Origin of the sequence: Fictibacillus terranigra, assembly GCF_030412265.1 — a bacterium.
Lineage (GTDB): Bacteria > Bacillota > Bacilli > Bacillales > Fictibacillaceae > Fictibacillus_C > Fictibacillus_C terrinigri.
The window spans coordinates 220,669-246,014 of record NZ_JAUHLN010000006.1 but is presented as its reverse complement, the minus strand read 5'-3'; the positions used below and the strand labels follow the sequence as shown (position 1 = coordinate 246,014).

Below are 25,346 nucleotides of genomic sequence, written 5' to 3'. Positions count from 1 at the left end.
CATAATCAAACAACGGACAGTTCAGAGGAGGTGAATAAATGTTTACAGGAATTATTGAAGAATTAGGAACCATTGAAAGTATAAAAAAAGGCAATGAAACCATCATTCTTACGATTTCCGCATCAGCAGTTCTTAAGGATGTACAGCTTGGAGACAGTATTTCTGTAAATGGAGTATGTCTCACGGTCACCGCCTTTTCTGAAAAGAGCTTCACTGTGGACGTCATGCCGGAAACATACAGAAGCACGGGACTCAAAGGGTTATCAGTGCATGCAAAGGTGAACCTGGAGCGGGCCATGGCGTCCGGAGGCCGGTTCGGGGGGCATTTTGTCAGTGGCCATATTGATGGAACCGGAGAGATCGTCCAGAAACGGCCCGAAAAAAATGCGATTTACTACGACATAAAAGTGCCGGAGCATCTTGCGAAATACCTATTGCTTAAGGGGTCAGTTGCTGTGGATGGAACGAGCCTCACGATCTTTGGGCTGACAGAAGACACGTTTACGATCTCCCTCATTCCGCATACCGTTTCCCATACAGTACTTGGCGCCAAAGGAAAGGGAGATTCGGTGAACATCGAGTGTGACATGCTTGGAAAATATGTAGAAAAGTTTTTAGCCGGGAAAACGGAAACGGCAAATCATAAATCAGCGATTACGATGGACTATTTAACTGAGCACGGATTCTAGGGCAAAGGAGGGTTTTATATGTTTCACAGCATAGAAGAGGCCATACAGGATTTAATACTGGGTAAACCAGTGATCGTGGTAGATGATGAGGACAGAGAGAATGAAGGTGACTTTGTAGCCATTGCAGAGAACGTCACACCTGAAACGGTAAACTTTATGGCCAGACATGGAAGAGGGCTGATTTGTGCACCTATTGATGAGCAGATTGCTGCTAAGCTGGAGCTCTCTCCAATGGTAAGCCATAACACAGACCCTCATGGAACAGCCTTTACAATCAGCATTGACCACAAAAGCACGACGACCGGTATCTCCGCCCTTGAACGAGCCGTCACCATTCAGAAGTTGGTGGACGATGAAGCGAAGGGTGCTGACTTTAAGCGCCCAGGCCACATCTTTCCGCTGATTGCTAAAAAAGGCGGAGTTCTTCAGCGGGCGGGCCATACAGAAGCCGCCGTGGATCTTGCCGTTCTCGCAGGTGCAAAACCTGCAGGGATGATCTGCGAAATCATGAATGAAGATGGAAGCATGGCCAGAGTTCCGGAGCTTCAGGCGATTGCTCAGGAGCATGATCTGAAGTTTATTACCATTAAGGATTTAATTCAATACAGAAACCGTAAAGAAAAATTGGTGAACAAGGAAGTTGAAATTAAGCTTCCGACCGAGTATGGAGAGTTTAGAGCCATCGGTTTTACTAATCTGATCGATGAGAAGGAACATGTAGCGCTCGTCAAAGGGGTGATTGATCCCAGCCAGCCGGTTCTTGTCAGAGTTCATTCGGAGTGTCTGACCGGAGATGTTTTTGGCTCCCGCCGCTGCGACTGCGGACCACAGCTGCATGCTGCCCTTCATCAGATTCAAGAGGCGGATGCAGGGGTTCTGCTCTACATGAGGCAGGAGGGCAGAGGCATTGGGCTATTAAATAAAATGAAGGCCTACAAACTGCAGGAAGAAGGCTATGATACGGTAGAAGCCAACGAAAAGCTTGGTTTCGCACCCGATCTTAGGAACTATGGGATCGGAGCACAAATCCTCAAGGAGCTTGGGATTAAGAAGATGCGTTTGCTGACGAACAATCCGCGCAAGATTACTGGATTGAAGGGCTATGATCTGGAAGTGGTTGAACGCGTAGCCATTCAGATGCCATCCAACAAAGACAATGAAAAGTATTTAAAAACAAAACAAACGAAACTAGGGCACTTGCTGCAGTTTTAAACACAGGAGGAATTAGGGAAATGGCAAAAATATTCGAGGGGAATTTAGTTGGATCAGGATTAAAGGTCGGAATTGTAGTAGGGCGATTTAATGAGTTTATAACCGGAAAACTGTTGAGCGGTGCGCAGGATGCATTGAAGCGCCACGGTGTAGAGGAAGAAAACGTAGACATCGCATGGGTGCCGGGAGCCTTTGAAATCCCTTTGATCGCAAAGAAGATGGCAGATGCGGGCAAGTATGATGCTGTCATCACGCTTGGAACCGTCATTCGGGGGTCAACACCGCATTTTGACTATGTCTGCAACGAAGCCGCAAAAGGAGTTTCCGCTGCTTCTCTTCAATCGGGCGTGCCTGTTATTTTTGGTGTCCTAACGACGGATTCCATCGAGCAGGCGATTGAGCGTGCAGGCACAAAAGCCGGAAACAAAGGCTGGGAAGCTGCTGCTGCCGCGATTGAAATGGCTAACCTTAACCGTCAGTTTGATTTTTAAGAAAAAACAAATCCGCATAACGCGTGAAAAAATCCGTGTTATGAAGAAAAAAATCCGTATAACACGCAAAAAATCTGCGTTATACGGATTTTTTCTTATTGACACTATAATTGGAATAGTGTTAATATTAGCAAAGTCGAACCAAATACCAATTTTTAGAAAGGATGGTTGTGTCATGAAAAAGTCAGTGAAAGTCTATGATGTACGTCTTATCGCTGTTTACAATTTCATACCGCGGCCGGCCATCCAGACATGAAACAACGTTAGCCATGATTTTTTTGTTATCTGCAGGCACCGGTCACTATCTTCCTTTGTGAGGTGTCTTCTATTTTCCAAGCATATCGCCACAGGGGCGGTATGCTTTTTTGTTGTCTGGCGCCAGCGTTTTTTTAATTGCGTTTTACAAATTTGTTCACATAAAGGAGTAATGCACGATGTATGTATTTTCTATGGTCAAGTTGGATTGTGGAGGTCATCTCGAATCGGGGTAGCCCATTGGTCGGCTGTTAAATGAGGGGAAAGGGGAGAACTTATGTTTTCGGTATTGAGCAAATTAGGCTGGTTTTTTAAACAGCATTGGAAACGATATACCATTTCAGTTCTGTTATTAATTGTTGTTGGCATCCTGGAAGTCATCCCGCCGAAGATCGTAGGGAATGCGATTGATGCGATCAATCTTGGGAAACTGACAAAGGAATCGCTTGTACACACCATTTTATTTTATTCAGGACTGCTGACAGTGACGTATATTCTGACGTATTTCATGATGTATCAATTGTTTGGAGGTGCATTTGTTGTTGAGCGGATCCTTCGTTCGAAATTCATGCGCCACCTTTTGAAGATGACACCAACGTTTTATGAAAAGAACCGGACAGGAGATTTGATGGCGAGAGCTACGAATGACCTGAAGGCGATCTCCATGACGGCGGGGTTTGGAATACTAACACTCGTTGATTCCAGCGTATTCATGCTGGTCATCCTTCTTACGATGGGCCTCCTTATCAGCTGGAAATTGACGCTGGCAGCCGTATTGCCGCTACCTCTGATGGCCATTGCCATGAACCGCTACGGGAAAAAAGTTCATGAGCGATTTATGAAAGCGCAGGATGCATTCGGTGATATGAACGACCAGGTCCTTGAAAGTATTTCAGGAGTCAGGGTTATTCGCGCTTACGTTAAAGAACGTGAAGACATCGAGCGCTTCAATAACCTGACTGAAGACGTGTACGATAAAAATATTTCCGTTGCAAAAATCGATGCCCTGTTTGAACCTACCATCAAAGTTCTTGTCGGGATCAGCTATTTGATCGGGCTGGGGTACGGAGCATACCTCGTATTTCATAACAGCATCACGTTAGGGCAGCTCGTTTCTTTTAACGTGTATCTTGGGATGCTTATCTGGCCGATGTTCGCAGTCGGGGAATTGATCAACATCATGCAGCGGGGAAATGCTTCACTCGACAGGGTGAACGAGACTCTTGCTTACGAACCGGATGTGAAGGATGAAGATGATCTAATTCAGTTAAAAGAATCTGGGGAAATTGCATTTCACGATGTGACTTTCCGTTATCCATCTTCAGAGGTTGATAATCTCAATTCTGTAAACGTACGTGTCAAAAAAGGCCAGACGCTGGGAATCGTAGGCAGGACGGGAAGCGGAAAAACGACGTTCCTGAAGCAGCTGTTAAGGGAGTACCCTTTAGGTGATGGTGAAATCCAGATCTCTGGCATTGATCTCCATCATCTGGCGATTGAACATATTCAGGGCTGGATTGGCTATGTGCCGCAGGATGCTACTCTTTTCTCCAAGACGGTAAGGGAAAACATCATGTTCGGAAAAAGCAGCGGAACAGAGGATGAATTGAAACACGTTCTTCGGATGGCCGCCTTTGACCGTGATGTAAAGTACTTGCCCGAAGGGTTGAACACACTTGTCGGGGAAAAAGGAGTGGCATTATCGGGCGGTCAGAAGCAGCGTGTGTCCATCGCAAGAGCATTATTTATAAATCCTGAAATCCTCATGCTTGATGACGCACTATCCGCTGTGGATGCCAAGACGGAAGCAGCCATTATCGCGAACATTCGAAGGGAACGGGCAGGGAAGACCACCTTGATTACGACGCACCGGTTATCTGCAGTGGAACACGCGGACTGGATTATCGTTATGGATGAAGGAAGAATCATTGAAGAAGGCACCCATGCACAGCTCATTTTATCAGGCGGCTGGTATGGTGAACAGTATGAACGGCAAAAAGTCGAAGAAAGCCTCGATGAAAAGGCGGTGTAAGTTTTGAAGGCAGGTAAGAGATTGTTTCGTTATGCACTGATTTATAAAAAAAGTTTTATTACCGGGCTCCTGCTGCTGGCATTAGCCGTTTCCGCAGAGTTGACCGGACCGTTCATCGCCAAGCGAATGATCGATGTTCACATTTTAGGCATTGAAAAACCATGGTATAAAGCAGCTGCTCAATCCAAAGATACGGTTTCTTACAAGGGAAACCATTACAAACGGCAAGACCGTTTTCGGGCGGGGGAAACCAAAGGAAAACAGGTCAGAATCACACAGGTTGGCAGGAAGTATTATTTTATCGGTCAGCCTGCCAGTTTAGAAGGGAATAAACGCTACAAGGATAGGAAAATCACCGTTACTTCCAACGGGATAACACATGAATATCCAGCCGTACTGCTGAAGAACAGTGAACTATATCAATTCTATCAGCCGGAGATCAGAGGGCTGTTTAAGCTGACGGGCATCTATTTTGTTCTTTTATTGTTAGCTGGATTATTTCAGTACGGACAAAGGTACATGCTGCAGAGCTCCTCGAACCTCGTCATCAAGAAGCTGCGTCAGGATGTATTCTCACAGATCCAAAGGGTGCCGATTACTTATTTTGATAATCAGCCAGCAGGAAAGATCGTATCACGGGTGACGAATGATACAGAAGCAATCAAAGAACTATTCGTCAATGTGCTTTCTAATTTCTTCACAGGCATTATTTATATGGCGGGAATCTTTACCGCGCTGTTCATTCTGGATACGCGTCTCGCCCTGATGACGATGATACTCGTACCGATTCTGGTTGTTTGGATCAGACTCTATCGAAAACTCGCTTCTAAGTACAACCATATTATCCGTTCGACGTTGAGCGACATCAATGGGATGGTCAACGAATCCATCCAGGGGATGCCTATTATTCAAGCATTTAAACGGCAAAAAGAAACGACTAAAGAATTTGAAGAGATGAATGAAAAATACTTCTCTTTTCAAAATAAGTTATTGAGCTTAAATAGCCTCACTTCTCATAACCTGGTGAGCGTCCTTCGGAATTTAGCGTTTGTCGCCTTGATCTGGTACTTCGGAGGGGCCTCACTTAAGGCGGATGCCCTGATTTCAGTCGGTGTCCTGTATGCTTTTGTGGATTACTTGAACCGGCTGTTCCAGCCCATCACCGGTATGGTTAACCAGCTTGCCCAGCTGGAGCAGGCGCTCGTATCGGCAGAGCGTGTGTTTGTATTGCTGGATGAACCAGGTATGGATGTGAAGGTCGAAGAGAATGAGCGTTATAAAGGAAATGTATCATTCAATGGAGTTTCATTCGCTTATAAAGAGGGTGAGAATGTCTTAAATGATATTACCTTTGAAGCGAGGCAGGGCGAAACCGTGGCGCTGGTCGGTCATACGGGATCTGGAAAAAGCTCTATTATGAACCTTTTGTTCCGGTTCTATGATATTAAGCAGGGGAAAATCCTTATCGATGGCAAGGACATTATGAAAATGCCAAAACAGGTGCTGAGGGAGCATATGGGCATTGTCCTTCAGGATCCTTTCCTGTTTACGGGAACCATCGCCTCCAATATTAGTCTGGATGATCCGGATATTACAAGAGAAATGGTAGAAAAGGCCATCACCGATGTTGGAGCCATGCCGTTTGTACAAAACCTTCCAAATGGCTTAGATGAACCAGTTATTGAAAAAGGAAGCACTCTTTCTTCCGGCCAAAGACAGCTCCTTTCGTTTGCCAGGGCACTGGCGTTCAATCCAGCGATCTTAATTCTCGATGAAGCAACCGCCAGCATCGATACAGAAACAGAGGCTATTATTCAGGAGGCGCTGGATGTGCTGAAAAGGGGAAGAACCACTTTTATCATTGCCCACAGGCTGTCCACCATTAAAAATGCCGACCAGATTCTTGTTCTGGATCGTGGAAGAATTGTGGAACAAGGGGATCATTCTTCATTGATGGAAGCTGGAGGCCGTTATTATCAAATGTATCAAATTCAGCAAGGAAAGAAAGCGAGTAAAGCCGTATAGCATTAAAAAGGGAGCCAGCTGGCTCCCTTTTATTGATCTGATCTATTGCCATGCCGTTGGTTCCTTTTCAGCGCCGCCCGAATTTAATTTTCCGCTTGCATCATTTCCGTGTCCAGAACTTTTGTTTTCCGCCGTTGCGCCCCCGGTCCCTCCGACGTTTAAAATAGCTGCCATACCTGTAATCACGATTTTCTTTTTCCAATCAGGATGCATGAATACCCTCCTATTTAATGTTAAGAAAATCCAGTTCGCGGAGAATTCCCCCTTATTTGAACATATTAAACCCTGCGCATGACCAACCGATATTAAACTTGTGGATAAATGTAATTCAATGTATGTAACACTGGGATGATGTATTCCAAGATGGGTTGGGAGAAAACAACATGAAAACAAAAGTGAGTGGTTATTTTAGAAAAGAAGAAATAAAACCACCTCTCCAGGAACATGTAATAAATGAAATGAAGCATGTGGTGATGGAAAGAGATCCGGGATCGAGTTTAGACAAACAGTTAAAAATGATTTCAATGACCACGGAAGATCTTGCGGTTCTGCGCTCGGTACAGCCATTTGTCGCGAACCATATCGAAGAAGTAGTCACAGGGTTCTACAGCACGATTGCCCATGTCCCGCAGCTGTCTGAGATCATAGAGAGGAACAGTTCAGTGGAACGGCTGAGAACGACCCTGGAGCGCCATATTCGTGAGATGTTTAACGGTAAGATAAATCGGGCATTTGTTGAACAACGGAAGCTGATTGCTCACATCCATTTTAGAATCGGGCTCGAGCCCAAGTGGTACATCTCCGCATTTCAGGATCTTCAGCTTTCTCTGCTGTCCATTCTGGACGAGCACTTGGAGGAAAAGAAGGACTTTTATCGTGCAACTGCAGCGATCACTAAGATGCTGAACCTTGAACAGCAGCTTGTGCTTGAGGCGTTTTCAGTGGAAGAAGAGAAGGCAAGAATCAAAATTGAAGAGCAAAAGCTTCGGTGAAACAAACGGTCAATTCTTCATCGGATGAATTAGCAGCGATTGCACAAGAAGCGAGTGCCGCGATTGAACAGCTGGCTGTTCAATCCGGAGATGTTGTCGAACATGCTCAAAGCAGTGTGGAGTATGCCGCTCTCGTATCTGAAAAATCAAAAAAAGGCAAGGGGGAAATTGAGCTTCATTTATCTTCTGTTCAGCAGATCAAGCAAAAAATGAATGAAATCTCAAAAGAGATCCTCCTGTTAAAAGAGGACTCAGGGCATATTATTGAAATGGTTGAATTTGTAAAAGGGATCGCCGAACAAACGAACCTGCTTGCACTGAATGCGGCTATTGAAGCCGCTAGAGCAGGGGAAATGGGTAAGGGTTTTGCCGTGGTAGCAGGTGAAGTCAGAAAACTTGCAGAGCAAACCAAAGATTCTGTAGGTGGAGTGGCGAATACATTTCCAACACCAATGGACGAATGGATTTGATAACGGCTTCTTCAGGGCAAATCAACGGCTGGATCAACGAAAATACATCAGAAGTGGAAGAAATGAACGAATTTTTCAATGATATCCTCTCCAACTCGGAAGAAAGCAGAAAGCAGAGCAACAGTGTTGGCGGAAAAATACAGGATATCGCAAAGATCATTAAAGAGATGGAGCATGCCGTCGCACAAATTGCTCATTCAGCAGAAAACCTTTCTGAGAGCACGTACGCGCTCTAATAAAAAAGAACCCTCAAGGGTTCTTTTTTATGATTTTATGATGGCATATTGCCCCCGGTTGGTTGTAAATGAAATGATACTGCCGTCGATATTGATTCCGCTGATTCCATCAAGGGGAATTTCATAAAGAACCGATGGAAGTTCTGTCGAATCACCGTCCTCTGAACTGTAAGCTTTCCCATGCATGAACATGACATGATCGGCAAGATAGTCATCGACAGCATCCCTTTGTTCAAACGTTGCTTTTTCCAGCTGAATGTTGATTTGATCAAGGTCCCCGTTCTCTTCTTTACGGATGGAGATCTGATGTCCAGCCCAGTTATTTATATGATCTTTAACGTCGATAATTTTCAATTCGCTCATAAATGGTCACCTCTTTATAAATGTACCCTTAAACCCCAAGAATAAACCTTGTGATATAGGGAGCTGTAAAGAGACGGGTTGACCAAGAATCAATGTAAAAGGTCAACTTTTTGAATAACTCCCTTGCCCCAGGATGCAACCTTAACAGTTACTTTATATTCAGCCTGCGGTTGTTCCAGATCACTCCCGGTGTTATCTTTTACATAATACCGCTCCAGCCCGTATTCGAGGTGAAGAATACCTTCCATGGGAGGTGACGCTTTTGCTTTTAAATAGACCTGCTCCCCGCTGACATCCGGACGGTCTTCGGTGAGTTTGGTTACCTGATAAGAGCCTCCTTCTGGAGACAGCACAGCATAAACTGATGTTGGATCCTTAATGGGCTTGCCCCTCCAAAGTGAAGATGACACGTCATTAATATCGTAATTCAACGTCATATAATCGCCGTAGAATACATCTGGCGGATCAACTGGTTTTGTTTCTAATACGATTTCTTTGCCATAATAAACTGCCGCGTAATAACTGGCTGCGATTCCCGTGAGAACGAGCACCTGGAATACAATGAGCCACACCCTCCATTTATTTTTCTTCATGAGAATCACCGCCTTCCTCCAAAACATTCCTTTTCTTTTTTTGCAAAAAGAAGTAAAGAGCTAAAAGAAGAATACCGCCAATCAGGAAGAACAGAGATTTTGGCATAAATGACCAAGCCAGGTTGATGTATGCGATAAACGTAACCAACAGAAACAGGATGATGCCCCAATTGATCAGTGAACGCTCTTCTTTCTGATATCCTTCAGACAAGACAAACCCGGAAAACAGGAATGACGCGATCAAGTAAATGATTCCTGCGGAGAATTCTCCGATAAAGGGAGAAAGATAGAACCAGGGAACCAGCAGTACACCCATTTTTAAAAAGGAAGTCAGTGTTCCACTTTTCATTTTGATAAAAAACGCAGCTGCAAACAATAATACAAAAATGATGCCAAACCATACTGGATCCGGATAGTCTAATGAACTGGAAGTATTGGTTAAGGTGAAATAGAGGATCAAGCTGGTAATAAAGGCAGCTGCAGCTGTAAAGAAGCGGAGCGGCGAAGCAAGATTTTCCTTTAAGCCTTCTGCTGCTGTATAGAGGCCAACCAATATCACAACGAGCCAGACCCAGTGATCCTCTAGGGTTAAGGCATAAAAGAAAAGGTGCAGCACGAGTCCTCCAGCAAAAAACCAAGTGAGCAGTTTTTCCTTTGATGTGTAAACGAAGCAGCCGAGGCCAATCGCAAACAATATAAGGATCATGTAGCTGTAGCTTGAGAATTCCGATAAGGCATAGAGCTGGCCGCCTGTCAGGAGCGCAAATGAAACAAAAAACAAGAGCTTGCCCCGCAATAAATACAGATAGAGCAATGCGGGAATGGACCAAATAACAAATGTCCGTGCATCATAGGATACGAAATGAAACGTTTGGCCGATGAGGATAATCCCTGCACCAAAAGAAACGATCCCAAGGGTTATTAAACCTCTTCCCAAGGCTGGATTTCCTCTTTCCAGCCTGTTGTGTCCCACTGTATAGAATGCGATTAGAACCGCGATCAAGAGTACTAAACGGAAGGGAGGAGATATGCCATCCCAGTTGGACGCAATAAAGGACAAAATTCCAAGGCCGATGAGAATGCTTGCAAAGACTGGCAGAAGTCCGGTTCCCCGTTTTGAATGACTGTCTGGATATTTTGAAAGGATTTTGTTGTATTGTTCTTCTGTAATGATTCCTTCCTTGACCCATTCCTTTCCTTCCTTAACTAACCATTTATCATTCAATGTTCCACCCCGTTTCATTTAATATGATTGTTGTTTACTCTCAACTGTAACAGAGCGCCTTCAAATATTCAGCCCTCAGTGTAAAGATATGTTTACCCCAGGGAGCGAATGCAATAATTTCCGCCACATATATGGGAAAAAATTGAGCGCATAACCTCTTTTAAATGATGCACAATATGTTACAAGAGGAGGTGACATCAATGGCAAACAACAACAGTGGACGAAACGAGCTATTAGTACCTGGTGCTCAACAAGCTCTTGATCAATTGAAGTATGAAATCGCTTCTGAATTCGGTGTACAATTAGGTGCTGATACGACATCACGCGCTAACGGATCTGTTGGTGGTGAAATCACCAAACGTCTTGTCGCAATGGCTCAACAACAAATGAGTGGATCAGCTAGATAACTCTATACTCATGGCTGTTACTAGGGTGGAGCGATCCACCCTTTTGATGATGAAAAGGAAAAGGGGAAGGCTGAATGAGCATGTGCCCGGTTTGCAATCAATTACATACTGTTGCCTTCCGCTGTCCGGAATGCGGGAATTTGAGTGAAGATTTAGGGAAGCTGAGCGATTACTTTGATGATTACAGCCCTTACGTCGATTCAGACGGTTTGAAGCTTGAAAACGGCTATCCGGCAGACTTTAAAGATGGCCAGTGTCCTCATATGTATTATTGCAGGATCTGCCGGCATGAAATGATTATGTTCATCTCTGAATGGAACCCGGAAGAACTGCAATAAATTCGCAGTGAGCAAAAAAAATCACCGTCCTCTTAAAAAGAGCGGTGATTTTTTATTTTACCAGGCGCAATCGCCGTTCCAGACGTTCGCGTCCCCATTCAAGAAGAGTCGATATACCCCAATAGATAAGTGCGGCTTCCAGCAGGACAGGCAAGACGATTAAACTAGATGCACTGCGCTGGTCGGCAATGGAAGTAAGCTCTGGAACAGTAATAACCGAGGCCAAAGAAGATGATTTCGCAACATCAATCAATGAATTCCAAATGGATGGGATCGCAATCCGCCAGGCTTGCGGAAAAATAACTTCCCTGAACGTTTGGAAATAATTCATACCGAGGGAATAAGCAGCCTCCCATTGCCCGTTTGGAATGGATTGGATGGCCCCGCGGTAAGATTCTGCAATGTAGGCACTGAAATGCAGGATCAAGCCTACGAGAGCAGCCTGCCATCCTTCAGGTGTAATTGCAAATGTAAAACCATTATATAAAATCAATAATTGAATAAGGAGAGGTGTTCCTCGAAAAAAAGAGATATAGATCTTTGCAAATCGGATGAGCACTCTGTTGCTCGACATCCGGCAAAGGGCAATAATCAGCCCGAAAATAAGCGATCCAACAATAGAACCAAGGCTAAGGATAACGGTGATTTTGGCTCCCTCCAGTAAAAACGGGAGGGAGTCCACCATGTACTGGAGCGAACTACTCACTTACATCTGCTCCAAAGTATTTTTTGGAAAGTTTGGAAAGAGTGCCGTCTTTCTTCATGTCAGCAAGAGCTTTGTCTACCTTCTTCGCTAAATCTTTATCGTTTTTCTTGAAGGCAAACGCCATCTTATTTTCAGAGAAAGGCTCTCCTACAGCTTTCACATTGTACTTTGTATTTTTAAGCTCGGTTAAGATAAATAGTTCGTCATTTAAGGCCGCATCTACACGGTTAACATCAAGGTCTGTCAAAACTTGAGCTATACCTTTATAGTATTTTACTTTTGCACCTGCTTTTTCAGCTTCATTTGCATAGTTGCTTCCTTGGGTTGTTCCTACGACTTTTCCTTTGAGGTCTTCAATGCCTTTGATCTCATTATTGTTTTTATTCACGATGACTTTTCCGCCAGACACGGTGTAAGGTGTGGAGAAAGCAAATTGTTCTTTGCGCTCTGGAGTGATGGTTACCTGATTCGCTACCATGTCAAAACGCTTACCTAGAGAACTGAACATGTTCTTCCATTCTGTCGGTACGACTTTAGCCTTCATATCGAGACGTTTTGCCACTTCCTTCGCAACCTCAACATCATAGCCTGTAACTTCATTCGTCTTTTTGTCGCGATAAGAGAATGGAGGGTATGTAGCTTCCGTACCAATCGTAAGTTCTTTCTTTTCCCCATTGTTGCCGCATGCGGTCAGCGCACCCGCAAGCATGACAGAAACCATGAGTAATGCCCACAGCTTTTTCATGTAAGTACCTCCGTTATAAATCCAATTTTGGATTGTTTTTTTAGTTTAAACCGATAAAACTCATCTGAATTCTTTAGTCATTTTAATCAGTAAACTAAATGTTGTCAATGATTAAACATTATTCCCTAATTCGGTGGGATTTTCACATGAAAATCAGAAAAACCTAAAAAACCTCTCTCAATGGAGAAAGAGGTTCTTCTGGTATTAAATTGGAAGCTTATCGAATGCGCTCTTCCGTATCGTTATCGAAGAAATGTGCTTTGTTCATATCAAACGCCAGGTCGATGTTTTGTCCGTTTTGAACATCTGTACGTGAATCAACACGTGCGATGAAATCTTGGCCAGCGATTGTAGAGTAAAGGAAAGTTTCAGCGCCCATTAGCTCTGCTACATCAATTCGTGCAGTAATCTTTGTGTTTGTTGAAGACTCAAGAAACACTGGCTCATCATGGATATCTTCCGGACGAATCCCAAGGGTTACTTCCTTATTGAGGTAACCTCTGTCTTTCAGAGTTTTCATTTTGCCGCCAGGAATGGATACGCGGATATCGTTGACCACGAAGAATCCATCTTCCACCTTTCCTTGCAGGAAGTTCATCGCCGGGCTACCGATAAATCCGCCGACAAACACATTTTCAGGAGTGTCGTATACTTCTTTCGGTGATCCAACTTGCTGGATATGACCATCTTTCATTACGACGATTCGAGTCGCCATTGTCATCGCTTCTGTTTGGTCATGTGTTACATAGATCGTCGTAGTTTGAAGGCGCTGATGCAGCTTCGAAATTTCAGCACGCATCTGTACACGAAGCTTCGCATCAAGGTTGGATAACGGCTCATCCATCAAGAATACTTGAGCGTCACGGACAATGGCACGTCCAAGTGCAACCCTTTGGCGCTGACCGCCTGAAAGGGCTTTAGGTTTACGGTCAAGGTATTGCTCAAGTCCAAGAATGCGCGCAGCATTTTTAACACGCCGATCAATTTCTTCTTTGCTGAATTTACGAAGCTTTAATCCGAACGCCATGTTGTCATATACGTTCATGTGCGGATAAAGGGCATAGTTCTGGAAAACCATCGCGATGTCACGGTCTTTAGGAGCCACATCATTGACAACACGGTCGCCGATCACAAGCTCTCCTTCAGAAATATCCTCAAGTCCAGCGATCATACGAAGAGTCGTTGATTTACCGCAGCCAGATGGCCCTACGAATACGATAAATTCCTTATCTTTAATATCAAGGTTAAAATCATGTACTGCCGTTACTTTATTGTCATACCGTTTCACAATATTTTGAAGTTTGATTTCTGCCATTGTTACTGCCTCCTTTAGTTCGCAAAAGAAAAGCATTTGCTGTTTGTCTTCATTTTAACGAATGAAAGGGCTTTCGTACATTGGAGGCTTGTCCGAAATGAAAGCGCTATTTTTGTGCATAGTGCACAAAAAGTTTTTTAGGCTGTGCCTAAAAAACTACATTAAATTTAGGCTGTGCCTAAAAAACTACATTATTTATGCTAGGCATAAAACACTACCTGCTCGTCCCTTCTCTGCTGATCAGTGCTTGATAAACCGCCATGGCGGGTTTGAACTGTTTAACGTCAATCCCTGTTTTTTCTATAAATTTATCGACCCGGTATTGAAGGCTGTTGCGGTGAATATAGAGTTTTTTTGCCGCCATCGACAGGTTCATGTTGCATTCCAAATAAACTTTGATACTTTGGATCAGGTCTCTGTCGCCATACAGTTCTTCAGGGATCAACTGAGAAATAAAGTAAAGAGCGGACTTGCCCAATTGGGTCAGCAGCAGATAAGGCACTAGATCTTCCCGGCTGTATACCTCTTGAGCCGGAAGAAAAGGCCGGACAGAAGAAAACAGTTCCCTTTCAAGATGATATTGATCGGGTGCCTCCTTATAATCCCTAATCCACATGCCAAGGAACAAATCCAGGTCCGTATAAAAATCACCGGTCAGAACAGGTTTGACTTGGTCGTAGGGCAGTTCTTCGCGTTCATCTGGTTTCGGTTCAATCAATACCCCGTATTGAGATGTAATGAACAATACCGTCACTTCTAAAGGAAAAATGCCAGAGACGGCTTCCATAAATGCTTCTTGGTCCGAAAGGGGGTTTTTTAAAAAGAAATGAATAAATCTGAAGCTGCTCTCGGTCTCTGCCTCAGGGTGATCACCCGAAAGAACGTTTTTCCAAAATAGCTGCCGAGGCGAAAGTGGGGATTCAGCCGAACCCTGAGTGAAAAGTGAGTTTAATAAACTCAGTTCATCAGAAGACACTCGAGATTTGGCGATCCCGAATCTTTTCCCATCCTGGTCAACAAACCAATAATAATGTTGCGGACGGTCCGTTGAGATTGTGAGATGTTCTCCGTAGTAAGCTTGAAGTTTGGTTAGCATACTGAAAACCCCTTTATTTAATCTACCGTTAGTATACCAGTGGAGAACACGATGTAACAAAAATGAAGAAGAGGAGCAATCAATGGGCATTCACACTGCCGGAAACTAAAGACTGATGGGTGAGATGGACAGCATACTGCAAAGGAAGCATTCTTGTCGCACGGTCTTCTGCCCTGAATATAGAATGAGAGAAAATACTTCTCCCCGGCCGGGAATTGGCTTCAATGAGCCAAACGTTTCCTTCCGAGTCCAGACCGAGGTCAAAGCCGATCTCTCCGATGATGCCCGCTGTATTCTTGTCAATGGCTTCGCTGAGCTGTAATGCAGCGAGCTGCAGTTTTAATAGGCCATTCGCTGGAAGTCCGGTGTGCATCAATACATCTTCGGGCCGCATTACTTCACCGCCGTACGCAAGATGTGTGGTGATCGCTTGTTTTCCGGCAATTTTAGCGGCTATGGCACTGACCACCCAATTTCCTTCCATGTTTTTATTGGTATGCACTCTGAAGTCAACCGGGCGCTGGTCATCATAGGCGATCAAATCGATCCCTTGCTGTACGAGTGTATTTTGAAGACGCCCAAAGAGCTTGCGTGTTTTCAGAAGTGAGATCAAGCTCGAATGCTGCTCAATTCTGGGGTGGTTGTCTTCGCGGAATCTACAGCTGTAACCGCCTGAGGGTTCTTTTCGCACGGACAGAATTCCACGGCCATGGCTGCCGCCGACCGGTTTGAAGAATACAGAAGGATACACGGTTAACATGTTTTCGATCAGCTGAACACCCGGGTTCACTGCTGTATAGGGAAGGTAATTCCTCACAGCACTCTCTTTTTTCAGAAACCGAAAGATCTCCCATTTGCTGAAAAAAGAAGGGTTAAAGAAGGGAATCTTCCATTGGGCCTCAAGTAGATGAACAGTTTTTTTGTATTTCAAGCTTTTCTCTGTCCGCCGGTTTGGAATTTGGTTGTAGATGACAGAGGGAAGGGGGACAAGGTGCTGGGACCATCCCTCATCCGAGTAAAAAAACCCATTGATCATTCGATTTTCCTGGTGGATTTGGCCAGGTCCAAAAACAAAATAGTATGCTCCGACTTGGCGGCCGGCTGTCAGCAGTTTGCTGAAAAAGGAAGATCGCTCTCCGACAGGGCGGGAAGGAAAGAGTCCCACTCCTGATGTGAAAATGGCGACAAGCGGTCCGATCAGGAAGCGAGAGCCAAAGATATGTACATGGATTTTTGCCTCAAATGGAATGGAGAGTTCCTCCCAAAGGTCCTTTGTTAAAAGAAGCTCATTTTTGTGATGAGGAACGGCGTGGCAAACGGCACTATTCGAACCAAAGATCATCGATACAGGTCCCACCGCCTCTTTAAACAGGTACTCCGGAACATAAACGATGTTTCCGTAACTGATGCTTTTGCAAATCGGCAGAACTGCTTGCTGCATTTCATTCCCTCCCTGTGAGAAGTGCGATTTGCACCGCATTCCCGATGGATTAGGCATAAGCCGATACCGTATACTATGAAAGGCCGATGAAAATCGTGTTTAACAATTAGGATTCATTGTGATGTGCGTGTAAGGTCTGTTATAGTGATAGAGCATTCAGAGTTTTGAGGAGGATTACAATCATGTCTAATATTTATGATTTGGCTTACAGCCTTGAAAAAGCGCTTCGTGACAGCGAGGACTTCCAAACGTTAAAAAAATGCTATGCAGAAGTTAACGCGGATGCAGAAGCACAAAAAATGTTTGAGGAATTCCGCAACCTGCAAATGGGCCTTCAGCAAAAACAAATGACAGGCGAACAGGTAACGCAGGAGGAAGTAGAAAAAGCTCAATCCATGTTCCAAGCCGTTCAGCAGAACGAGATCATCAGCAAACTTATGGCAACTGAACAGCGCATGAGCCTGATCATTTCTGATTTGAATAAAATCATCACTAAGCCGCTCGAAGAGATCTACGGGCCGATGGCCGATAACGAGCAGCAGTAAATCGGATCGTATAAAACCGTCTCCGGCGCACATTGTGCGGGGAGACGGTTTTTTTGCGGTGGGGGATTATTTTGCAGGATAAAGTGGCCGATTGAGCTAAATTGGGGCATTATTGCGCCTAACTTGGCTTAATTGTGCCGAACTGAAAATAATTGAGCGGAATTGAAGCGTATTTAATTATTTTTTTGATAATTCCGATCACTATGCAAAGGAGCCATCACCAACATACTTCTCCGCAGTAATTATTGCTGTGTGAGATCCGCACCGGCTTATCTTGAGATTTGAAGCCGCTTCAGCATTTCAGTTCTACCCCCTGCCAACCTCGAATATATTTTGACAGAGAGAGTCTTTATTCGATACAGAGGGGGGATTGCCATGGTATACCGGATGCTTATTCTTGACATCGATGGGACCCTGCTTAGAAGCAATTTTCGCTTGGATAGGGAAACGAGGGAAGCGATAGATTATGTGAAGAAGAAAGGGGTCTATGTCACGCTTGCCTCAGGGAGGAACTTTCCTTCTACTAAAAAAATTGCAAAAGCCTTGAAACTTGATGGATACTTAATCAGCCAGAACGGAGGGTTTATTGCTTCAAGCGTAGATGAACCGTATTTTGAATCCCATCTTTCAAGAGAAGACACATACCGGATCGTCAGCATCCTGGAGAATTACAATTGCCATATTCGTCTCGTGCATGAACGCTTTTCAGTCGGAAACCAGGTTCAGCAAAAAAGTCAGCTCGTTGCTAAAGTGACACTCGGTGCGGGAGATCCGTTGTTTTATCCGGTAACGTTTACTGAGAGCCTCAGCAATCACGTACTGGAAAAAGAGGTGACTCCGTCAAAAATTGATATTCAGTTCTTTGAGGAAAGAGAACGGCGGTCGGCGGAACAGCACTTGAAGGCCCGTTTTGCAAATTTTGAATACACATCATCGACGAAGTGCAACTTCGAAATCACTGCTCCCAATGTCACGAAAGCCAACGCATTAAGGCTGCTCGGGCTTAAGCTGGATGTAGCACCAGAGGAGATGGTCGCTGTCGGCGATTCCCACAACGACAGGGAGATGATTGAAATGGCAGGCCTTGGCGTGGCCATGGGCAATGCTCCAGAGGATGTAAAGAAGGCTGCCAATTGGATTACGAGGACGAACGATCAGCTCGGCGTTCCTTATATGATAAAAGAAGTATTCCGAAAGCAGCTGAGAGTAGGATTGTATTAAAGAGAAAAAGCTCCGAATCGGGGCTTTTTTATTGTGGAGAGATCGTAAAAAATATTTCATTTAGATTACAAATTGTAAAACCGACAAAATGTGAAAGGGTTTTCATAAAGTGCTGTCGAAACATCTTTACGTAAGGAACAAGTATATGAGGAGGATTGTAATGGAAAAAACAGTAAACCTGAATTTGAAGCCAAAGGTAGCAGAATTCCTAAACGGCACGAAGAAACTTTTTATCAACGGTGAATGGGTACCCTCTAAATCAGGGAAAACGTTTGAAACACTTAATCCTTCAACAGGAGAGGTTTTAGCGCTTGTAGCAGAAGGCGGAAAAGAAGACATCGGTTTAGCGGTTGATGCGGCGCGTAAAGCTTTTGATTCTGGATATTGGTCTAAAATGAGCGCGGCAAAGCGCAGCTACTTAATTTATAAGCTTGCGGACTTGATGGAAGAGAACAGAGAAGAGCTTGCCCAGCTCGATACGCTGGATAACGGAAAACCGATCCGCGAAACGATGAACGCCGATGTTCCTTTGGCAATTGAACATTTCCGCTACTATGCCGGTTGGGCGACAAAGATCGTCGGACAAACGATTCCGGTTGCAGGAAGCTTCTTTAACTATACCCGCCATGAACCTGTTGGTGTGGTAGGGCAGATTATCCCTTGGAACTTCCCGCTTTTGATGGCTGCATGGAAGCTTGGGGCGGCACTTGCTACAGGCTGTACAGTCGTGCTGAAGCCTGCTGAGCAGACTCCGCTTTCTGCGCTTTATCTTGCAGAATTGGCGCGCGAAGCAGGTTTCCCTGAGGGCGTGCTGAACGTCGTAACGGGTGCGGGGGAAACAGGTGCGGCTCTTGTTGATCATCCGGATGTAAACAAGATTGCCTTTACGGGTTCAACTGAAGTCGGAAAGAATATCATGAGAAATGCAGCGGATTCACTTAAGCGTGTAACGCTTGAGCTTGGCGGAAAATCACCGAATATCATTCTTCCGGATGCAGACATGACGCGTGCGATTCCTGGTGCTCTCGGCGGCATCATGTTCAATCAAGGACAAGTATGCTGCGCTGGATCGCGTCTTTTCATTCAGAAGAAGGCATTTGATAATGTCGTTGCTGACATGGTTTCCCATGCGAAAAACATTAAGCAGGGTCCTGGACTCGATCAGGACACAACGATGGGGCCGCTCGTATCAGAAGAGCAGCAGAACCGTGTTATGAGCTACATTTCAAAAGGGCAGGAAGAGGGAGCTGAGCTGTTAACGGGAGGAACAAAACCGTTTGAGCAAGGTTACTTTGTAGAACCTACTATTTTTGCGGATGTAGATGATAAGATGACGATTGCTAAAGAAGAAATCTTCGGACCGGTTGTGGCGGCAATGCCATTTGAAGACCTCGATGAAGTCATCGAGCGTGCGAATCGTTCTGATTATGGCCTGGCTGCAGGATTGTGGACTGAAAATCTAAAAACAGCTCACTATGTATCCAATCACTTGAAAGCCGGAACAGTCTGGATTAACTGCTACAATGCATTTGATGCAGCTTCTCCGTTCGGCGGATACAAGCAGTCAGGTATGGGCCGTGAGATGGGCTCTTATGCATTAAATAACTACACTGAAGTAAAAAGTGTGTGGGTGAACTTAAAATAAAAGCAATATGATTAAGGGGTCAATAACTGAACGGAAACGAAAAGCCCGGCTGCCAGATCCAGCAGCCGGGCTTTTTTTATGCAGAGAAGAAATGCCTGGTTCGGATGCTTGTCTGATGTAAGCCAGGCGCTTCTCTTAGCTTTAAATCATGACTTTTATAAAGCGGAGTCCGGTATCATCATAGTCAAGGTTACGGTAGAATTCGTGGGTATCGGTACGGTGTTTTCCGCTGTGCAGGACGATTGATGTACATCCTTGTTCCTCAGCCCATTCTTCAGCATGGCGTACTAATGCTTTGCCAAAGCCATTCCCTTGATATTCCTCACTTACGACAAGGGCAATAATCCTCAGATACGTCCCGTTCTTCTCAAAATAATAGCCCTTTACAAGACCGATCATTCCAATGACAGCCTCATTATAGCAAGCGACAAAGCAAATGTAGGATGGATCCTGAAGAATATACGTTAATCGGTCACGCATTTCTTCCTCAGTGGTAGGATAGCCGAGATCGCCCATTAAATAAGAGAGAGACAGGCTATCCTCAATCGTCCCCCTCCGAATGAAAATTTCACTCATCTTCGCACCTCTTTTTTTGTAAGATAGGAAAATCAGGAAATGGATATACAGAGATGTCTGTTTACATACTGTCAGATCGGCCAGAAACAGTGATCAGCGGTGAAAAAGAAGCAGGGCACCAGCTGGAGTAGTAAGACGATGTGTGCGCTCGCTGAACTCTTTCTCCTTTAATCGTTCTTCACCAATTGCTTTCGCTTCGTGATCGTCTTTGGCCTGTATGGTTTCGTCTAGTAATTTTTCGCCGGACTTATCATATACCGTAAGAAAATACTTGTTCATGGTGTGAAAACTCCCTTCAAGATTCTTAAATTATATTTCTTGTTATTCGCCAAATTTCCTGCTTTTTTTTATGCTTTCCTTCACTTATCGAAACAGCTGCGACAATTATGGGTATTTTCCCAAATACGAGAACGTGCTTTCGTATATATGGTAAAATAAAGGATAGAATGTGTAAGAAAAAGGAGAGATGGGTGTTGAAGTTTTTGCATTGTGCTGACCTTCATTTGGACAGCCCTTTCAAAGGATTGAAATATCTGCCCAAACCGATATTTGAACGTATTCAAAACAGCACCTTCCGTTCCTTTACCCATGCGGTAAACCTTGCAATAAAAGAGAAGGTGGACTTCGTCGTTATTGCAGGTGATATATATGACGGAGATTCGAGAAGCCTGCGAGCTCAGACGTATTTCCGGAAAGAACTGGAGAGATTGGACAAACACGGAATCCGGACTTTTATGGTTCACGGGAACCATGATCACCTTGAAGGTTCATGGATTGATATTGAATGGCCAGAAAGCGTTCATATTTTTAATGGCGGGGCTCCGAGCAGTGTTCCTTTTTATAAGAATGGAAAATTGACTGCCATGCTGCACGGGTTCAGTTATGAACAACGTTCTGTACCGGAGAACCGTGTTCCTTTATTTCCGGAAAAAAAAGATGAGGCTTATCATATTGGCATTCTTCACGGGAATGCAGACGGACATAGTGATCATGAACCCTACGCTCCGTTTAAAGTGGTGGAGCTCTTGAATAAAAGCTATGATTACTGGGCCCTGGGGCACATTCATAAAAGAATGGAGCTCAGCCAGAATCCTCCTGTAATCTATCCGGGTAACATTCAGGGGAGGAATCCAAAGGAAACAGGAGAGAAGGGCTGTTATATCATCGATACAAAGAACCGGCTGCGGATCTTCCATGAAACTCAAGATATCATCTGGAAAGAAGAGTTCATCGATCTTACTGGATACTCGGCAATGTCCAAGATGATTGAAACGTGCATCGAGGTGAAAGAGAATGCCAGAATAGAAGGAAAGGGTGTCCTTCTTAAACTCATCATTGAGGGTAATTCTTCATTATTTCAGGAGATGACCGATGAACGGCTGCTGGAGGATCTGATGGAGACTCTTCAGGACAGTGAAGAGGAGGTTTCCTCTTTTGTATATCCATTCGCTCTTGTTAATCAGATGAAGAGAAGCTGGAACCGGGATCAGCTAGTAAACGATGGGGGATTTGTCGGGGCTCTTTTGAATAACAGCAGTGCATACGAGGACATGCCTAATACTGCAAGAGAGCTGTTCCTGCATAAAAGGGCGAGACGATATTTAAAGCCGTTTGAACCGGAAGAGGCTGAAGAAATCATCAAGGAGGCAGAAACACTTCTTTTACGGTTTTTGCTGAAAGATTAGGAGGTATGGAGAGATGTGGATTAAGAAACTGCATATCTATCATTTTGGCAAGTTTCAAAACCTCAAACTGTATGACTTGTCCCAGGGAGCGGGCTTTATTTTTGGAAAAAACGAAGCGGGCAAATCAACCTTGATGAGTTTTATTCGGTGTATGCTTTTTGGGTTTCCATCCAAGCTTACGAATGAAAGAAGATATGAGCCAAGGGATGGAAACCGCATGGGCGGATCAATTACCCTGTGGACAGAATCGCACGGAGAGGTGACCATCGAGCGGGTAGCAGGAAAAGCGGCAGGTGATGTTACGGTCTATTTGGGGAACGGTGGACAAGCAGATGAGAATATTCTGCAGAGCTTGCTAAAAGGACTGGACCGTTCTCTTTTTCAAGGAATCTATTGCTTCGATATTGACGGCCTTCAAGAGATTGAGAAAATCAGCAGGGATCGGCTTGGAAACTATTTACTCGGCGCAGGCATGACGGGAAGCAAGGAGCTTCAGGAGCTTGAAGCGATGCTGGAAAAACAGCAGGCAGCCCTTTTTAAGCCTGGCGGAAGAAAACCTGTCATAAATGAAATGCTTCATGAACTTCAAAGAGCAGAAGAAGATCTGTTGAAATGGAAAAGGAAGATTGCAGAATTTCAGCCTGCCGCTATTGAGTTAAAAGAAGTGAAGAACGCCATTAATGGAGCGGAAAAGGAAAAGGTGCTTCATCAGGAACGCTGGTATGAATTCCAAAAGTGGAAATCAGTGCTTCCCTCACTGCAGAAGTGGAAAGAAACGAAGCTGGCCCTTGACCATCTCCCAGAGGAAGACTTTCCTGAAAACGGATTGCAGCGGCTTGATTATTGGCAGGAAAAGCTGGTTGATCTTGAAGGTGACCTATCCGTCTGCAGGAATAAGACCACAGAAATTGAAAAACAGCTTGCAAATCTGGCAATCAATGAAAGTGTTCTGGAAGAAGAGACCCGGATTGAAACTGCCGGACAGAAGATTCATGATCTTGAGGGCTACCTAACCGAAAAGGCCGGCTTGATTCAAAAGGGTGAGCTGCTCAGCAAAGAAATTCACCGCCTGATCCGTGAAACAGACTATGATGCGGATGAATTAAACATTTCTGAATTAAACAACGGACTGGCGGCCAAAAACGAGCTTGTTCTTTTAATAAAAAAACAGGCGTTGCTGCAGCAGAAGAGGGAATGGCTGGATCAGGAGCTGTCAGCCTCCCGAAGCCGGCTGGAAGCAGCAGAGGAACGGGCGACGCTGGCGAAAGGCAAACTGCTGGATGAGGCGAAGTTTCTTGAACTAAAAGGACGCGCTGACCATGATAAGACCTTTCGAAGGCTTCTTCTTGAAAAAGAGCAGATTCAGATTCGAATGAAAAATGCGGAAGGTGACTCCCAAACACGGTCGAATCCGCGAAAGAAAACCTGGATTAGCGGCGGCGCTCTTTTGATCTTCATTTCCGCCATTATCCTTTATCTTGTGAGTAAAGGAGAGATGGCAGGGGCACTCCTTTCCATTGTGGCGATAGGCGCTGGTTTTCTATTCTGGATGCTGACCAGAACGGCTCAGACAGAGAAGGAACGTCTTCCCGATCTCTTGTCACAGCATCAAAGGCTGGAGGAGCAGCTTTCAGGCATCTCCAGTTTTGATGAACTTGACCGTTTACAGACACAATGGCTGGAGGAGCAGGCAAAGCTTAAGGATTATGACAGGCTTCTGGAAGAAACGAAGCTTCTGGAGCAATCCTATCAGCAGAACGCAGCGGATTATGACAAACTCGAGCTGGAGGAATATAACATTGAAGCCGGCATTCAGGAATGGTGCAGGGAAAATGGTTTTAACGGTTCTTGGCAGCACCTGCTGCTTCCCGGTTATTTTGAAATGATTGAAAAACTAAAGGAACTTTGGATGGAAAAAGGCCAATTGGAGGAAAAACTTTCTCAGGTTCAGCAAAATTGTTCCTTTATTTCAGAAGAGGTCAACCTTCTTTCGGAACAACTCGGTCTTTCTGCATTTGCCTCTTATCCGGAAAAAATAGGACAAGCCAAGATGCTGCTTCAGCAGGAAAAGGAGAAGCAGCGAAAGCTTGAAGCGCTTCTTGATGCAAAAGAGGCAGCACTTGAAAATGAGCAGGAACTGCTGACCAAGCAGTTAAGCTACAGTGCAGAAAAGGCGCGTCTTTTTCAGCTAGCCTGTGCGGATGATGAAGAAATGTACAGGAAAAAGGGCGAAGAAGCAATATTAAGAAAAAAAACACAGGAACAACTGTTACAGACGGAGATGCAGCTGCAGGCTTATGGATACAAAGATGAGGAAATTTCCATTCTATCTGACAGGCTGCTCGACAAATCTTTTAATCTGGAAAAGGAGATTGCAGCAACCGAAGCAACCCTTAAAGAAACGGAACAGGAATTGGAAAGCCTCAAGGACAAAAGTGCGGACCTTTCCCTTCGTCTTGGTCAGCTGGAGGAAGAGGGAAGCTACTCTGAATGCGTTCAGCGTTATGAAACGTTAAAGGATACTTTGCAAGAGCACGCAAGAAAATGGACGATTTACAAGACGGCTGCAGATTTGCTGAAACAAACGAAAGAACAGTTTCATACAGAGCGGCTGCCAGCAATTATTCAGAAGGCAAGCATGTATTTCTCCAGAATTACCGATGGAAAATACGCGAAAGTGTTGCTGGCGGGAGAAAAGGAAGGCTTGGTCATTGAGCGGAATGATGGTGTTCGTTTTCATCCCGGTGAATTAAGCCGAGGCACAGCTGAACAGCTATATTTATGTGTACGGCTTGCCCTGGCATCGCTGCATCAAAGAGATAGCATGCCGCTGATTATGGATGATGTAACGGTTAACTTTGACACGATGCGTACGAAACAGACACTGGACCTGCTCATGGAGATCGGGAAAACGCATCAGGTCATCTTTTTCACTTGCCACGAAGCTCTTATTGGGGACAGGCCATCCGAGCCTGTCATTCAGTTAAAGGATTTCCAGTCTGTCGGTTCGGGAGAGGGTGCTTTTTTATAAAGTGAAGAGTTT

25 protein-coding genes and 1 pseudogene are annotated in these 25,346 nt (G+C 44.7%); 15 read left to right on the top strand and 11 right to left on the bottom strand.

The window, feature by feature from the left end; genetic code table 11:
* Window positions 1-38: 38 nt before the first annotated feature.
* From ribE to QYF49_RS22710, 5 genes are all read left to right on the top strand, one after another.
* Window positions 39-689, top strand: coding sequence for a riboflavin synthase (gene ribE, locus QYF49_RS22730; RefSeq protein ID WP_290401878.1), 651 nt, complete (start codon window positions 39-41; stop codon window positions 687-689).
* An 18-nt stretch (window positions 690-707) separates the two neighbouring features.
* Entirely contained in the window at window positions 708-1,901 is a 1,194-nt protein-coding gene (locus QYF49_RS22725; protein WP_290401877.1) for a bifunctional 3,4-dihydroxy-2-butanone-4-phosphate synthase/GTP cyclohydrolase II, read from the top strand.
* A 20-nt stretch (window positions 1,902-1,921) separates the two neighbouring features.
* A complete protein-coding gene (ribH, locus tag QYF49_RS22720; RefSeq protein WP_290401876.1) occupies window positions 1,922-2,392 on the top strand; it encodes a 6,7-dimethyl-8-ribityllumazine synthase in 471 nt (156 codons plus the stop codon).
* A 532-nt stretch (window positions 2,393-2,924) separates the two neighbouring features.
* Entirely contained in the window at window positions 2,925-4,679 is a 1,755-nt protein-coding gene (locus QYF49_RS22715) for an ABC transporter ATP-binding protein (protein ID WP_290401875.1), read from the top strand.
* Between the two features lie 3 nt (window positions 4,680-4,682).
* Window positions 4,683-6,704 carry an ABC transporter ATP-binding protein gene (locus QYF49_RS22710; RefSeq protein WP_290401874.1) on the top strand — a complete coding sequence of 674 codons (2,022 nt, stop codon included), beginning with the start codon at window positions 4,683-4,685 and terminating at the stop codon, window positions 6,702-6,704.
* A gap of 42 nt (window positions 6,705-6,746) precedes the next feature.
* Here QYF49_RS22710 and QYF49_RS22705 read toward each other — a convergent pair whose 3' ends face one another.
* Window positions 6,747-6,917, bottom strand: coding sequence for a hypothetical protein (locus QYF49_RS22705; protein WP_290401873.1), 171 nt, complete (start codon window positions 6,915-6,917; stop codon window positions 6,747-6,749).
* Between the two features lie 170 nt (window positions 6,918-7,087).
* On the opposite strand from QYF49_RS22705, the gene QYF49_RS22700 reads away from it, so the two are divergent.
* From QYF49_RS22700 to QYF49_RS22690, 3 genes and pseudogenes are all read left to right on the top strand, one after another.
* Window positions 7,088-7,696, top strand: a complete 609-nt coding sequence (locus QYF49_RS22700) for a protoglobin domain-containing protein (protein WP_290401872.1) — start codon at window positions 7,088-7,090, stop codon at window positions 7,694-7,696.
* 209 nt (window positions 7,697-7,905) lie between these two features.
* Window positions 7,906-8,130, top strand: a pseudogene (locus tag QYF49_RS26050) (methyl-accepting chemotaxis protein); the annotation flags it as partial.
* Between the two features lie 26 nt (window positions 8,131-8,156).
* Window positions 8,157-8,402: a hypothetical protein gene (locus QYF49_RS22690; protein WP_290401870.1), complete on the top strand. Its 246-nt coding sequence runs from the start codon at window positions 8,157-8,159 to the stop codon at window positions 8,400-8,402.
* A 27-nt stretch (window positions 8,403-8,429) separates the two neighbouring features.
* Here the strand turns inward: QYF49_RS22690 and ymzB are convergent, their stop codons facing one another.
* The 3 genes from ymzB to QYF49_RS22675 all read right to left on the bottom strand — a co-directional run bounded on the left by ymzB (window position 8,430) and on the right by QYF49_RS22675 (window position 10,583).
* Window positions 8,430-8,765 carry a protein YmzB gene (ymzB, locus tag QYF49_RS22685; RefSeq protein WP_290401869.1) on the bottom strand — a complete coding sequence of 112 codons (336 nt, stop codon included), beginning with the start codon at window positions 8,763-8,765 and terminating at the stop codon, window positions 8,430-8,432.
* Between the two features lie 89 nt (window positions 8,766-8,854).
* Complete coding sequence (locus tag QYF49_RS22680) at window positions 8,855-9,358, bottom strand: GDYXXLXY domain-containing protein (protein ID WP_290401868.1); 504 nt, start codon at window positions 9,356-9,358, stop codon at window positions 8,855-8,857.
* A complete protein-coding gene (locus QYF49_RS22675) occupies window positions 9,345-10,583 on the bottom strand; it encodes a DUF2157 domain-containing protein (protein ID WP_290401867.1) in 1,239 nt (412 codons plus the stop codon). The genes QYF49_RS22680 and QYF49_RS22675 overlap by 14 nt, the downstream gene beginning before the upstream one ends.
* A gap of 200 nt (window positions 10,584-10,783) precedes the next feature.
* On the opposite strand from QYF49_RS22675, the gene QYF49_RS22670 reads away from it, so the two are divergent.
* Window positions 10,784-10,990 (top strand): alpha/beta-type small acid-soluble spore protein, encoded by a 207-nt coding sequence (locus QYF49_RS22670; protein ID WP_290401866.1) that lies wholly within the window; start codon window positions 10,784-10,786, stop codon window positions 10,988-10,990.
* 74 nt (window positions 10,991-11,064) lie between these two features.
* Window positions 11,065-11,328 carry a hypothetical protein gene (locus tag QYF49_RS22665; RefSeq protein WP_290401865.1) on the top strand — a complete coding sequence of 88 codons (264 nt, stop codon included), beginning with the start codon at window positions 11,065-11,067 and terminating at the stop codon, window positions 11,326-11,328.
* A 52-nt stretch (window positions 11,329-11,380) separates the two neighbouring features.
* On the opposite strand, the gene QYF49_RS22660 is transcribed toward QYF49_RS22665, so the two are convergent.
* The 5 genes from QYF49_RS22660 to QYF49_RS22640 all read right to left on the bottom strand — a co-directional run bounded on the left by QYF49_RS22660 (window position 11,381) and on the right by QYF49_RS22640 (window position 16,631).
* A complete protein-coding gene (locus QYF49_RS22660; protein ID WP_290401864.1) occupies window positions 11,381-12,034 on the bottom strand; it encodes an amino acid ABC transporter permease in 654 nt (217 codons plus the stop codon).
* Entirely contained in the window at window positions 12,027-12,779 is a 753-nt protein-coding gene (locus QYF49_RS22655; RefSeq protein ID WP_290401863.1) for a transporter substrate-binding domain-containing protein, read from the bottom strand. Before QYF49_RS22655 ends, QYF49_RS22660 begins: the two co-directional genes overlap by 8 nt.
* Before the next feature lie 217 nt (window positions 12,780-12,996).
* Entirely contained in the window at window positions 12,997-14,094 is a 1,098-nt protein-coding gene (locus QYF49_RS22650; protein ID WP_290401862.1) for an ABC transporter ATP-binding protein, read from the bottom strand.
* 214 nt (window positions 14,095-14,308) lie between these two features.
* The gene (locus tag QYF49_RS22645) at window positions 14,309-15,190 is read right to left on the bottom strand and encodes a PucR family transcriptional regulator (protein ID WP_290401861.1); all 882 of its coding nucleotides are present in this window, start codon (window positions 15,188-15,190) and stop codon (window positions 14,309-14,311) included.
* 79 nt (window positions 15,191-15,269) lie between these two features.
* Window positions 15,270-16,631, bottom strand: coding sequence for a YheC/YheD family endospore coat-associated protein (locus QYF49_RS22640; RefSeq protein WP_290401860.1), 1,362 nt, complete (start codon window positions 16,629-16,631; stop codon window positions 15,270-15,272).
* A gap of 182 nt (window positions 16,632-16,813) precedes the next feature.
* On the opposite strand from QYF49_RS22640, the gene QYF49_RS22635 reads away from it, so the two are divergent.
* The 3 genes from QYF49_RS22635 (at window position 16,814) to QYF49_RS22625 (ending at window position 20,042) form a co-directional block, all read left to right on the top strand.
* Window positions 16,814-17,176 carry a YlbF/YmcA family competence regulator gene (locus QYF49_RS22635; protein WP_425589625.1) on the top strand — a complete coding sequence of 121 codons (363 nt, stop codon included), beginning with the start codon at window positions 16,814-16,816 and terminating at the stop codon, window positions 17,174-17,176.
* A gap of 375 nt (window positions 17,177-17,551) precedes the next feature.
* On the top strand, window positions 17,552-18,397 hold the full coding sequence (locus tag QYF49_RS22630; protein WP_290401859.1) for a Cof-type HAD-IIB family hydrolase: 846 nt from the start codon (window positions 17,552-17,554) through the stop codon (window positions 18,395-18,397).
* 160 nt (window positions 18,398-18,557) lie between these two features.
* A complete protein-coding gene (locus tag QYF49_RS22625) occupies window positions 18,558-20,042 on the top strand; it encodes an aldehyde dehydrogenase family protein (RefSeq protein WP_290401858.1) in 1,485 nt (494 codons plus the stop codon).
* A 141-nt stretch (window positions 20,043-20,183) separates the two neighbouring features.
* Here the strand turns inward: QYF49_RS22625 and QYF49_RS22620 are convergent, their stop codons facing one another.
* A complete protein-coding gene (locus QYF49_RS22620) occupies window positions 20,184-20,618 on the bottom strand; it encodes a GNAT family N-acetyltransferase (protein WP_290401857.1) in 435 nt (144 codons plus the stop codon).
* A 93-nt stretch (window positions 20,619-20,711) separates the two neighbouring features.
* A complete protein-coding gene (locus tag QYF49_RS22615) occupies window positions 20,712-20,897 on the bottom strand; it encodes a YhzD family protein (RefSeq protein ID WP_290401856.1) in 186 nt (61 codons plus the stop codon).
* A 194-nt stretch (window positions 20,898-21,091) separates the two neighbouring features.
* Here QYF49_RS22615 and QYF49_RS22610 point away from each other — a divergent pair, with 194 nt between their 5' ends.
* Window positions 21,092-22,303 carry a metallophosphoesterase family protein gene (locus QYF49_RS22610; protein WP_290401855.1) on the top strand — a complete coding sequence of 404 codons (1,212 nt, stop codon included), beginning with the start codon at window positions 21,092-21,094 and terminating at the stop codon, window positions 22,301-22,303.
* Window positions 22,304-22,316: 13 nt separating this feature from the next.
* Entirely contained in the window at window positions 22,317-25,334 is a 3,018-nt protein-coding gene (locus QYF49_RS22605; protein WP_290401854.1) for an ATP-binding protein, read from the top strand.
* The last annotated feature ends 12 nt before the right edge of the window (window positions 25,335-25,346 follow it).